The organism is Rhizobium sp. Nf11,1 (assembly GCF_050587665.1).
Lineage (GTDB): Bacteria > Pseudomonadota > Alphaproteobacteria > Rhizobiales > Rhizobiaceae > Rhizobium.
The window spans coordinates 354,896-367,276 of sequence record NZ_JBOBHU010000003.1; the positions used below are offsets into that span (position 1 = coordinate 354,896).

Genomic DNA, 12,381 nt, shown 5'->3' on the forward strand with positions numbered 1-12,381 from the left:
TCGTTGGCGCGGCTTGAAAGGCAATTTACATCGTCGGTCTTGAAGGATGCGATGCCGGACATGGATGCAGGCAGTTTCCAGGAACGATTTTACGCTTCTTCCGATGGGCTGAGGCTTTATGCCCGCGACTACCGGCCCGAGGAGGCGGCAGCCGCCGAACGGTTGCCGGTGATCTGCCTGCCCGGTCTGAGCCGCAATGCCCGGGACTTTCATCCGCTTGCGCTGCTTCTCAGCCGCGACAGAACTGGCCCGCGTAGAGTGATCGCCCTCGATTCGCGCGGGCGCGGAAATTCCGCATGGGATGAGAACAAGGCCAATTACAATCTCGCTGTCGAGACCGGCGACATCATTGCCGCCTGCACGGCATTCGGCATCGAGCGGGCGGTTTTCATCGGCACGTCGCGTGGCGGCCTGATCCTGCACTTGATCGCGGCGGCACGGCCGGATCTTCTCGAAGCCGTGGTCCTGAACGATATCGGACCGGCGATCGAGGCGGGAGGGCTGGCGCTCATTCGTGACTACCTAAACAGCGGCAGGAAGCCGGCCGACTGGAAAGAGGCGGCCGATATATTGCGGGTGAATCATGGCGCCTCGTTTACTGCGCTTACGGGCGAGGACTGGCGCGAAATGGCGCTTGCGCTATATCGCGACGTCGGCGGAAGGCCGGTCGCCGACTTCGATCCGGCTATCGCCGAGGCACTGAGATCGATCGATTTCAGCCAGCCGCTACCCGATCTGTGGGCACAATTCGAAAGCCTGAGCCGCTTTCCGCTGATGTTGATCCGCGGTGAAAATTCACCGCTGCTGTCGCAGGAAACAGTGAACGAAATGGCCCGACTGCATCCCGGATTGGTCCTTCATACCGCCGGAGGGCAAGGACATGCGCCCCTCCTCCATCTCGGCAATATCTCTGCAGCAATTCGCGCTTTTCTGGCCACTTGCCGGTAGGCTGTATCTGCAAACGGATGCGGCTTCCGCTGATACACAGACGCTTTTGGGGGCGGCCGCCTGGAGGCCTGGCGCCACCTCCATCCCCGGCGTGCGTAGGACGCCCCTCGCCCACACCTCGTCTGCGGCCCCCCTCAGTTCGGTTCCCGGATGGCATCATCCAGGCCGCGCAGCAGCGGATAGAGGAAATAGGAGATCACCGTTCTGTTGCCCACCTTGATCTCTGTGGAGACGGTCATGCCCGGCAGCAGCCTGACCGGCACGTCCGAGACGTTCAGCCTCGTATCGGCAAGCAGGATGCGAGCCTTGAAGAAGGGCGCGGCCGGCTGGCCCGGGGTGGCGGTCTGTTCCTGCTGCTGGCCGGTCATGAACGTGTCCTGGCTGATGGTGCGAACCTCGCCCGACGCGGTGCCGTATTTCTGGAATGGATAGGCGTCCAGCTTGATGCGGGCCTCCTTACCCACGGCGATGCGGCCGATGTCGCGGGTGTTGATCGAGACTTCGGCTTCGAGCGGCACGTTGATCGGCACCAGTGTGACGATCGGTTCGGCTTCGCGTACCACGGAGCCGATGGAGCGCTGGGCGAGGTCGAGCACGACGGCGTCGGCAGGTGCTGTCAGCGACACCATGTTGCGGCGCAGCTCCATCTTCTTCAGCTCTTCATCCGCCATGTCGCGCTGGCCGCGCAGCTCGACCAGCTGTTCCATCGCGGCGCGGCGGAAATCCTCGATAAAGGCCTGCCGGTCGGCTTTCAGCTTGGCAAAGGTATGCGCGGCTTCGTCGGCCTTGCCGCGCACGGCCGTCAGATCGGACTCGACGTCGAGGCGGGCGTCGCGCGAGCCGAGCATGGTGATCAGCGAGCCGCTCTGCGTGTTAAAGAGCCGCTCGCGCGCGCCTTCGATCTGCGAGAGCGTGTCGCGTCGGTCGATGAGCACGGCTTCCTGGTTCTTGGCCGCGGCAAGCGCTGCCGACTGGCCAGCGATCTGCTGCTCGAAATTCTGCAGCTGCGCCGTGTAGAAGGCCCGCCGCTGGCCGAAGAGCTGCAACTGCAGCATCTCGTCGGGCGTCGATCCGGCCATCATTGTGTAGTCATCGCCGGCAAGTTCCGCCTCGATGCGCTTCACTTGGGCGTCGAGTGCGGAGAACTTCGCCTGCTGCTGGTCGACATCGGCCTGGCTGAAAGTGGCGTCGAGCGTTGCGAGCGTTTGTCCGGCACGCACCACCTCGCCGGCCTTCACATCGATCGTGCGGATGATCGAGGTTTCCAGCGGCTGGACGACGATGGTCGGTTGCGTGGTGACGAGTTTGCCGGGCGCGATCACCACCTCGTCGATCTCAGAGACGGAGGCCCAGATGATGGTCGCAGCGATCAGCGCCGTTACGCAATAGAGCGTCATGCGCGCAACGCGCGGCGGAGCACGTTCCTCGAGCTCGACGGCATCGGACTGAAATTCCGCGATAACAGGCGGCAGCGGCGGGCGGGCGACGAGCAACCCGGTCCTTCCGTCTGGCCCCTTATTCGAGGGGCCATGGTCCGAGGCGCCCTTGTCTGATGAAATTGGCAGGTTCTCGCTGGATTTTCTGACACGCGCGTTCATGCGACCTGCCTCATTTGCTGCGCCCACAGGTGGCGATAAGTCATGCAGCGCGACACCAGTTGGTCGTGCCGGCCGATATCGGCGACCTTGCCCCGATCGATGACGAGAATGGCATCGGCATCCACAAGCGTCGAAAGCCGGTGCGACACGATGACGACGGTGCGCCCGGCGGCGATCCGGCTCAGATTTTCGCGGATGATCGCCTCGCTGTCGGGGTCGAGCGCGCTCGTCGCCTCGTCGAAGATCAGGAGCTTCGGATCGGTGATCAGCGCGCGCGCAATGGCAAGCCGCTGCCTTTGGCCGCCGGAGAGGTTGGCGGCGTTTTCTTCCAGCATCGTGTCGAAGCCGCGCGGCAGGCGCTCGATGAATTCCTCCGCGCCGGCGATGCGGGCGACCTCCATGATTTCCTCGATGCTGGCATCCGGTTTGGCGGCAGCGATATTGTCGCGCACCGTGCCGCGGAAGAGGAAATTATCCTGCAGCACGACGCCGATGCTGGTTCTCAGATGCACGAGATCGATTTCGCGGCTGTCGTAGCCGTCCATGCGCACCAGCCCCTCCTGGCTCTGATAGAGGCCCTGGATCAGTCGGGTGATCGTCGTCTTGCCCGAGCCGCTCTTGCCGACGACGCCGAAGACGCAGCCCGCCGGAATGGCGAAGGACACATTGTCGAGCGCAGGCGCCGCATCGGGAGCATAGCGGAAGGTGACCCTGTCGAATTCGATGCGGCCATGCAGATGCGGCCGCACACCTCGGCCGCGTCCGGCCTGTTCCGGCCGCTGGTTCATGATCTCGCCGAGCATGCGCACGGAAAGCGCCACTTCCTGATATTCGTGCACCATGGTGACGATTTGCACCAGCGGCCCCGAGACGCGGCCGGCGAGCATATTGAAGGCGACCAACGCGCCGATCGTCATGGAACCGCTGAAGACATCGAGCGCGCCGAGCCCGATGATCGCCACGCTCATCAGCTTTTCCAGAAGCCCGGTCATCGACTGGGCGATGGTGGAGATTTTTTCGACCCGGAAACGCACCGAGATCGACTGCGCCGAATAATCGTCCCAGACCTTGCGCTGTCGCGCTTCCAGCGCCAGTGATTTCACCGTGCGCATGCCGTGCACGGTTTCGACAAGCAGGGCCTGCCGGTCGCCTTCGGCTTGGTAGAGCGCCTGCAGACGGCGTTGGAACGGCCCGACGAGCATCATCACGACAAGCCCGACGAGCGCTGCGAAGCCGAGCACCACGAGCGTCAGCTTGACGCTGTAGAGGAGCAGGATCGGCACGAAGACGAAGAGCGATACGCCGTCGAGCAGCGTCAGGAACAACCGGCCGGTCAGGAATTCGCGGATCCGTCCCGTCTGCTGCATATGTTTGACGAGAACGCCGGCCGATGCCTGCTCGAAGAGCGCGATCGGCAGGTTGAGCAGATGGCCGAAGGTGCGCGTCGCCACCCGAATGTCGATCCTGTTGGTGGCGTAGAGCAGCAGATAGCGGCGCAGGAAGCTGAAGGTCGCGTCGAAGACGAGCGCCACCGCGATGCCGACCGTCAGAACCGTCAGCGTCGCATAGCTCTGATGCACGAGCACCTTGTCGATGACGAGCTGGAAGAACATCGGCGTCGTCAGACCCAGCCCGTAGAGCACGAAAGCTGCGAGCGCCACATCGCGGAAGAAGCTGCGCTGCCGGATGATTTCGGGGACAAACCAGCGGAAGCCAAAGGGCCGGTCCTCATCCGACATGCGGTAGTTGCGCTTCAGCAGAACCACCGATCCGAGCCAGGCCTTGGCGAATTGCTCCTCGCTCAGCAGCATGACTTCGGGGCGCGTGGCGAGCGGGTCGAGAACGCGGATCCGCTCATCCTCGCCCTCTCCGAGAGCGCCGGCGATGACCACCCAGTTGCCGTTCGAAAGTTCGGCAAGCACCGGGAAAGCCTCGCCGAGTTGGAACAGGCTTCGCCAGTCGAGGGCCAGATGCCTGGCCCTCAGACCGGCATCCTTGGCCATTCTGAGCATTTGCCGCACCGCCACCGGATCGTTGCCGACGCAATAATCGTGCTGCAATCGCTCAGGAGAAAGGTCGACGCCGTGGTGACGCGCGACGAGCGCAAGACAATGCAGGTTGGTATGCAGAAAACCACTCATGGCCCACCCGAAACACTACGAGACCGAGGCTGTCCCTGTTGTCAGTTGAAATTCGGCGAGGCGTTTGAAGCGCCCTGCACCGACTGGATATCGGTGGCGGCTGCAGCCGACATGTCACCGATGCGACGGACCGCGCCCGCCTCGACCAAGCCGCCAAGCGCCTTCTGCATGAGATCAACCGCATTGGCGAAGGCGTCGACAGGCATGATGATGCGCTGGCGGAAAACCGGCTTCGGATTGTTGTTGGCGTCCCGATCGGTGGCCGAGAGCGACATCAGGTCGATGCGCACGATCGTTCCTGTGACGGTGATTTCGCCGATACCGTCTGCATAAAGTTCGCTGCTCATTGTTCTCTCCTCTGGTTGATAATCAAAACCTGTTCACCTTTGAGTCGGCGCATCGGATTATCCGAAATTCGCTTCACATTTTTCCGTTCGATGCGTGCGTATCGTGCCGCCATGGCGGAAACGGATCGCGAAGACCGACGGCGGTCTGAGGATCGAAACCCGTCTCGTCACCGGTCAAGCAATCGTCGAGCGCGATGCGGATGGCGCCCTCGTCGAAGCCGGAGCCGATGAAGACCAGCTCCTGACGGCGGTCGCCCCAGACATCGTCCCAATGCCGGTCGAGTAACTGGCGGAATTGCGGATGGCGCGGCCAGTGCGCCCGCGGCACCGAGGCCCACCAGAACCCTCTGGTGTCGATGCGGCATTGCGTACCGGCAATCGACAGCAGACCGATCTCGTCCGGCCGGGTCGCCAGCCAGAAATGGCCTTTCGCCCTGATGACGCCGGGCAATGGCTGCTTGAGCATGCGGCCCAGCCGCGCCGGATCGAAGGGGCGGCGGCTGCGATAGACGAAGCTTGTTATGCCGTATTCCTCGGTCTCCGGCACATGATCGCCCCAGCCGTAAAGCTCCTTGTGCCAGAGTGGATGGCGGGCGGCCTTGGCTTCGCTGAAAAAGCCGGTATCCAGGATCGCGCCGAGCGGCACCTGGCCGAAGACCGCCTCGATGACACGGGCATCCGGATTGAGTGCTGCGACGACCCGGCGAACTTCGGCGAGATCGGCGCTGGGCACGTCGCCCGCCTTGTTGATGATGACGACATCGGAAAATTCGATCTGCTCGACGAGCAGTTCCACGAGCTTGCGCTCATCGTCCCCGTCACGCCTTTCGCCGCGATCGGCAAGAAACTCGTCGCTGCGGTAATCGGCAAGCAGATTGACCGCGTCGACGACGCAGACCATGGTGTCGAGCCTTGCCACGTCGCAAAGGGCAGCTCCACTCTCGTCGCGGAAGGAGAATGTCGCTGCTACAGGCAGAGGCTCGGCGATCCCCGTGCCCTCGATCAGCAGATAGTCGAAACGGCAGGCGGCCGCCAGCCGCCGCACCTCGCTGAGGAGATCTTCGCGGAGCGTGCAGCAGATGCATCCATTGGTGAGCTCTACCAGCGTCTCATCGGTGCGCAGAAGGTCTGCACCTCCCTCGCGCACGAGATCCGCATCAATGTTAACCTCGCTCATATCGTTGACAATGACCGCAACCCGACGGCCCTCCCGATTACTCAGGACATGATTGAGGACAGTCGTCTTCCCTGCGCCGAGAAACCCGGCGAGAACCGTAACCGGCAATCTGTTGTCTGCACGCATCATCGATACTCTCACTCTTTGCTCGATGGTCGGCTTGCATCCTTGTGGGCGTTACGCCGCGAGCTGCGGTTTGAACGCCACGTCCACATAGTAGTTTGTGCTGTTGTAACTGCTGGTCGGGAACAACCCGCTCGATCCATAGGCATAGAGGCCATTGTCGCCGCTGAACGCCCTGAGGTCGCCGCTGGTCTTCTCAGTGCTGAAATAATTGCCCGTCGCCGAGTAATTGCCGTTTGTGCTGTAGGAAACGACGTAGGTCGTATCCGCTGCGACCGCGACCTGCTGGGTGAGCGTGGCAGTCTGCCAGCCGCTTGCCGTTTCGTTGCTGAAGGTGACGGTTGCAAGCAGCGTGCCCGAGGCGGTCCAGAGATAACCATTATGCGGGCCGGTATTGTCGGCGCCCTTATAGAAGCGGATCCCTGTGACCCAGCCGGCCGTGTCCGCCTGAAATTTCATGCCGAGATTAACCGGATGATTGTCGTTCACCGAGACGACTGCAGGCGTTTCATTGGCGCTGAAGAGGTTCTGCTCGCTCCCCTGGGCGTTGACGGTAAGCCCAACCTGGGCGGATGCCGTGCCGCCCTGACCGTCGGCGATGGAATAGCTGAAGCTCGCCGGCCCGGTATATCCTGCCGTCGGCGTGAAGGTGACGGTCTGCGTCTGGTTGTCGTAGGACACCGAACCGTTGACCGCTCCGCTGACGCCGGTGATGACAAGCGGGTTGCCATCCGCATCGCTGTCATTTGCGAGCAGATTTGCAGCGGCGATCGACAGAGCCGTATTGGTATAAGTCGTATAGCCGTTGTCATTGGCGGCGACCGGCACCGTATTGCCCGTCGATTGATTGAAGACGACGTCAACCCAGTAATTCGTCGACTGATAGCTTGACGTCGGGAAGATCGAGCTTGATCCGACCGAGTAGACGCCATTGCTGCCTGCAAGCGCCGTCAGCGAGCCATTGGTATGTGCCGTGTTGAAATAATTCGACGTCGCCACATAGGTGCCGGTCGTGTGGTAGGAGGCGACATAGGTCGCACCCGCCGTGATCTGCAGCGGCATGGCGAAGTTCGCGGTCTGCCAGCCGGAGAGCGACTCGTTGGTGAAGGTGACCGTTGCGACGAGCGTGCCGTCGGCTCTCCAAATGGAGCCGGTATGCAGGCTGGTATCGTCGGCAGCCTTGTAATAGCGGATGCCCGAGATCGTGCCGGTCGAGGAAGCGACGAACTTCATGCCGAGTTCCAACGCCGTATTGTCGTTGAAGCTGCCGCCGGTCGGTCCCTCACTTGCCGTAAACAGTGTCTCGCCAGCCGAACCCGTCTGGACGGTCAGGCTGACATTGCCTTGATCCGTGCCGCCGCGCCCGTCCGACAGCGTATAGCTGAAGCTCGCCGGTCCTGAATAATCGTTGGCCGGCGTGAAGGTGATGGCGCCGGTCTGCTTGTTGAGAGCGACTGTGCCATTGACGGCATTGCCGACGGCCGTGATGGTCATCGCATCGCCATTGGGATCGGTATCGTTTGCCAGGAGCGAGGCAATGGAGATAACAAGCGTTCCGTTGTGGCCGGTGATCAGCCCGCTGTCGTCGGTCGCGACCGGCTGGCTGTTGGGGCCGGCATCGAAGACCACGTCCACCCAGTAATTGCTGCCGCCGGGGTTCTGGCCGGGGAATGTGCTGGGCGTAGTGCCGTAGGCGAAGACGCCGCCGCCATCGACGGCCTTCAGTTGGCCGCTGGCATAGGGCTCGTTGAAATAGTTCTGGGTGAGCGAGTAGTAGCCATTGCTGTGATAGGAGGCCACATAGGTCGTGCCGGCCGCGATCTGGATCGGGCTGGAGAACATCACCGTCTGCCACCCTGAGAGCGATTCCCCTGTCGCTACGCCGGTCGCCAGCAGCGTTCCGGTGCTGCTCCAGAGGCTGACGACGTGTTCGCCGATGTTATAGAAGCCCTTGTAGAAGCGGATGCCCTCCACCGAGCCTGCCGTCGTCGCTTGGAAGCGCAGGCCGAGCTCGACTGAATCGCGATCGACCGCTACTTCGGTCGCGGGCTTTTCCGCCAGCGTCCACAGACCCTGCGTGCCCGGCAGCGTGACGGTGACCTGCTTGCCGGCCGATGGCGCCTCCAGATTGACGCTGTCGTCGACGGCGCGTGACAGGATCGTATAGGTGCCGCTCGCCTGGACGACCCAGTTATAGCTCCAGTTCTCGCGGCCCGTGGCCTTGAACCAGTGCTGGCCGCCATCGGTGGAGACCTCGACGCCGGCAATGATGCCTCCGCCGAAATCCTGCGCCGTTCCTGATATCGTCACATGCTGCCCTTCGAGGAAGCTTGCGCCGACGATGGGCGAGGTAATCGACGAGGTGGGCTTCAGCGTGTCGGTCGATTGGGTCGCGAGGATCAGGCTCGCATCGAGCGTCGTCGGCTGGATGCCCATGTCCGCGAACATGTTGACCATCGCCTGCTGCACGTTGCGATCGGTTGACGTTGCCGGCCCCTGATGCTGATCGTTCAGCCCCCAGGACCAGAATACGGTGCCGGCGCCGAAGACGAGTGCGCCGCTTGCCGCCCGGTACATGGTCAGGCTGTGGGTCGCCACCGCATCGCCGACCGTCGAACCGTAATCGCGCAGATAAGTGTTGACCGCCACCGAGGAGAGCGACAGGTTGATCAGTCCAGCCGGACGGAATCCATTCTCGACATCCGAATCCCATTCATAGCCGAGCAGGTTCTGCACCAGATTGTAAGTCTCGCCCGGCTGCAGCTCTGCCACATCGGTATTGCGCCAGAAGCGAAGGTTCGAATAGTCGTAGGGGATGGAGATCGTATCCTGGCGGTAGCCGTCCACCTGAAACATCGTGCCCGTCAGCGAATTTTCCGGCTCCTGCCCCGGATCGGCGTAACGCGGATCGCGCCAGGTTCCGGTGCCGATATTGCTCGGGTCCGTGCTCGTGCCGTAGGTCTCCTTGTAGCAGACCATGGTGCGGTAGGCTTGGCCGCTGCCATCGATGCTGCTTTCCCAGCGAACCTTCCAATAGACTTCGTTGCCGCTCCAGAAGGCGAGGTTTACGCCGGCATCGCGCGCGGCCTCCACATTGGTGCGCTGCTCGGCCGACCAGTATTCGTCATGGCCGACCGACAGGAAGGCATCATGGTTCAGCAGCAGGCTACCGCTACGCGTCGCATCGACACCGGAAATATAGGAGACGTCGTAACCGTTCTGCTCCAGCCACTGGATGGCTGAATGCTCGACGCCAAAAATGAAGTCGTGCGAGCCGCCGACCGGGCTCGTATTGGTGATGATCGGCCTGTTGTAGCTGATCGCCGAGGCGCGACCGATTGCGGTCAGGCCGCAGCTGCAGTTCGGCGGCAAGTAGCCAATCATGTCAGCGGGATCGACGGGGACATCGCCGTAATAGAGGCTGGCGCCGCCCCAGGCATTATAGGCCTGCCACGTGGTATCCGAGGTCTGGAAAACGATATTGCTGTGCGAGGAGTCGTCGCGCACGACGAAGGGGATGATGCTGGCATCCTCGGTGCCGTCCTCACGCACCAGCTTGGCGAAATAGACCCCGGAGACGGCATCAGTCGGAATCTGCCAGCTCGCCGAGACCAACCAGTTGCCGCAGTCGATGAGACCGAGCGACATGTCGACGATCGGATGCGGCTGGATCTGCGCCGTGGTCAGCTGCTGCTCGATCGAGTCGACCTTGCGCGCACCGGCCCCGCCGTAATAACCCATCCGGTAGATATCGATGCGGTAATGCGTGGAATCGGTGGCGATCTTGAAATCGACCGTCTGGCCGATATTTGTGCTGATTTCAGTGGCGAAGCCCTGGATGGTGCCCTTGCCATCGCCCTCCAGGCCCCACTCGCTGATCGGGTTGCCCTGTTTCAGGTTTTCCAGTGCGATCTTGTTGAGCGTGACCGCAGCCGGAGCCGCCGCCGGTGCGGCCAGCGCTGAGACCGCGGTCGTATCGGCGGAAGCGTCCTGGCTCGGCTCCACCGTGAGGGATGCTATCGAGGTATGAAGCCGCAACGAAGCCGTGTCGAGACTGCTGGAAGACGTCACCGGCGCCGCCGTCGTGGCGCTTCCGGTGTCAGCATCGCTGGCAATACCCGTCAGCACGGGGGCGGCAGGCAGTGTAGCAGCCTCTTCATAGGGATCCGGGGCAAGTACGATGTCTTGCGATGCCGAGGAAGTCGTGTCGAAGATCGTCGCAGCCGACGCCGTCTTCGTGGATGTGTCCTGCGCGCCGCCATCGGCGGCAGTCGCCGACATCGGCGTCGACGATGCAGGCGACGACTGCATGTCGCCTGATGATATCAAGGAAGATGTAACGGTGCCGGTGAGGGATGATTGAACGGTTGCGCTGCCTTGATTGGCAAAGTCGGAAGAACCCTGAGTGCTCGAAGACACGACGGTCGGAGTTCCAAGCAGCGCGGCCCAGGCCGAGGTTGCGTGACTGATGCACGGCGTGCCGCCGGCAGCAGTCAAGTATTTGCGATTCCTCACATGAAATCTCAGCAAGAGCGGCGTCCCCATTCCCGTCGACCAGCATTGAATAGCTTCATCCTGCCAGCTTTCGGAGCGGAACGTACGACAGCAATCTTGGGTATGTGGGTGGTACTCCATACGCCGATATGATGATCCTCACCGCATATCCGGTTCTGGAGCCGTCTGGTGCTTCCGCTAAGCGGCGGACGCTGTGTAAGAGGAAGCTGGTCGGTCTTGTGTTGCCGGTCCGGCTGGTCGAGCCGGCAAACTCCGGCGTCGCCCCGTGCTACCAGGCCGGAAAGGGATCTTCGAGAGCCGACCAGTCCCGCGGATCCGAGCTGGCCAGGCAGTCGTCCAACGCGCTGCGGACGCCTGTCTCGTCCATGTCAACACCAATGAACACGAGTTCCTGCCGACGATCGCCCCAAGCGCTGTCCCATCGGCGCTCGATATGCTGGCGAAACTGGTGGTGGCTCGGCCAGTCCTGCCGGGGAACGGCCGCCCACCAGAGCCCCATGGGTTCACAGCGTCGTTGCGCTCCGGCCGCCGACATCAGACCCACGTGACGCGGTCGCGTGGCCAGCCAGAAATGACCTTTGGCGCGGATGACCCCTGGCCAGGGCTCGTCCAGGAATGCCCGAAACCGTATCGGGTCGAAGGGACGCCTCGTGCGATAGACAAAGCTCGATACCCCATATTCCTCCGTCTCCGGAACATGAGCACCCGGGCTGTACAGTTCCTTGTGCCATAACGGGTGAGCGGCGGCCTTTGCTTCGTCGAAGAGGCCCGTACTGAGAATGGTTGCAAGAGAAACCTTGCCGAAGTCCGTCTCCACCTGGTGCGCATCCGGGTTGAGCGCAGCCACCGTCTTGCGAACTTCTGCGCGGATTTCCTCGGTCGCGTCCGAGATCTTGTTGATCACGACAACGTCGGCAAACTCGATCTGGTCCACCAAGAGGTCGATGAGGGTCCGCCGGTCCTCGCCGTCCCGCTGCATGCCGCGATCGCGAAGCAGATCGGCGCTGCTGTAATCAGCCAAGAGGCTGGCGGCGTCGACGACAGTCACCATCGTGTCAAGTTTGGCAAAATCGGAGAGCGAAACACCATTCTCGTCGCGGAAGGAAAAGGTGGCAGCGATGGGGCGCGGCTCGGCAATGCCGGTTCCCTCTATCAGCAGATAGTCGTATCGCCCCTCTTCGGCCAGTCGCCGCACTTCCGTCAGGAGGTCATCGCGCAGGGTACAGCATATGCAGCCATTGCTGAGTTCAACCAATGCCTCCGTCGTATGCGACAGGTTGCAGCCGCCGTCTCGAATGAGACTGGCGTCTATGTTCACTTCGCTCATATCGTTGACGATGACAGCGACCCTGAGGCCCTGACGATTGGTCAGCACGTGGCTGAGAAGCGTCGTCTTGCCGGCGCCGAGAAAGCCGGCGAGCACTGTCACAGGGAGCCGGCCCTTGTTCATCGCTGTCGCTTGAATGGGAGCGGAGGCCGCGTTCCTCTCTGCGATCCGCATTTGCGTCGTGTCAGCCTCATTCGAAACCGAT

Annotated in this window: 7 protein-coding genes; 1 reads left to right on the forward strand and 6 read right to left on the reverse strand. The window is 62.2% G+C overall.

Annotated elements, in window-relative coordinates; all coding sequences use genetic code 11:
• Positions 1 to 51 precede the first annotated feature (51 nt).
• Positions 52 to 948: an alpha/beta fold hydrolase gene (locus ACQ7C1_RS07325; RefSeq protein ID WP_430957807.1), complete on the forward strand. Its 897-nt coding sequence runs from the start codon at positions 52 to 54 to the stop codon at positions 946 to 948.
• A 134-nt stretch (positions 949 to 1,082) separates the two neighbouring features.
• Here ACQ7C1_RS07325 and ACQ7C1_RS07330 read toward each other — a convergent pair whose 3' ends face one another.
• The 6 genes from ACQ7C1_RS07330 to ACQ7C1_RS07355 all read right to left on the reverse strand — a co-directional run bounded on the left by ACQ7C1_RS07330 (position 1,083) and on the right by ACQ7C1_RS07355 (position 12,299).
• Positions 1,083 to 2,546 carry an HlyD family type I secretion periplasmic adaptor subunit gene (locus ACQ7C1_RS07330; RefSeq protein WP_221112300.1) on the reverse strand — a complete coding sequence of 488 codons (1,464 nt, stop codon included), beginning with the start codon at positions 2,544 to 2,546 and terminating at the stop codon, positions 1,083 to 1,085.
• On the reverse strand, positions 2,543 to 4,687 hold the full coding sequence (locus ACQ7C1_RS07335) for a peptidase domain-containing ABC transporter (RefSeq protein ID WP_430957808.1): 2,145 nt from the start codon (positions 4,685 to 4,687) through the stop codon (positions 2,543 to 2,545). The genes ACQ7C1_RS07330 and ACQ7C1_RS07335 overlap by 4 nt, the downstream gene beginning before the upstream one ends.
• Positions 4,688 to 4,728: 41 nt before the next feature.
• Positions 4,729 to 5,034: a hypothetical protein gene (locus ACQ7C1_RS07340; RefSeq protein ID WP_183699664.1), complete on the reverse strand. Its 306-nt coding sequence runs from the start codon at positions 5,032 to 5,034 to the stop codon at positions 4,729 to 4,731.
• Positions 5,035 to 5,107: 73 nt separating this feature from the next.
• Positions 5,108 to 6,340, reverse strand: coding sequence for a GTP-binding protein (locus tag ACQ7C1_RS07345; protein ID WP_430957809.1), 1,233 nt, complete (start codon positions 6,338 to 6,340; stop codon positions 5,108 to 5,110).
• Positions 6,341 to 6,388: 48 nt separating this feature from the next.
• Entirely contained in the window at positions 6,389 to 10,879 is a 4,491-nt protein-coding gene (locus tag ACQ7C1_RS07350) for a DUF4082 domain-containing protein (RefSeq protein ID WP_430957810.1), read from the reverse strand.
• Positions 10,880 to 11,117: 238 nt separating this feature from the next.
• A complete protein-coding gene (locus ACQ7C1_RS07355) occupies positions 11,118 to 12,299 on the reverse strand; it encodes a GTP-binding protein (RefSeq protein ID WP_430957811.1) in 1,182 nt (393 codons plus the stop codon).
• Positions 12,300 to 12,381: the final 82 nt, after the last annotated feature.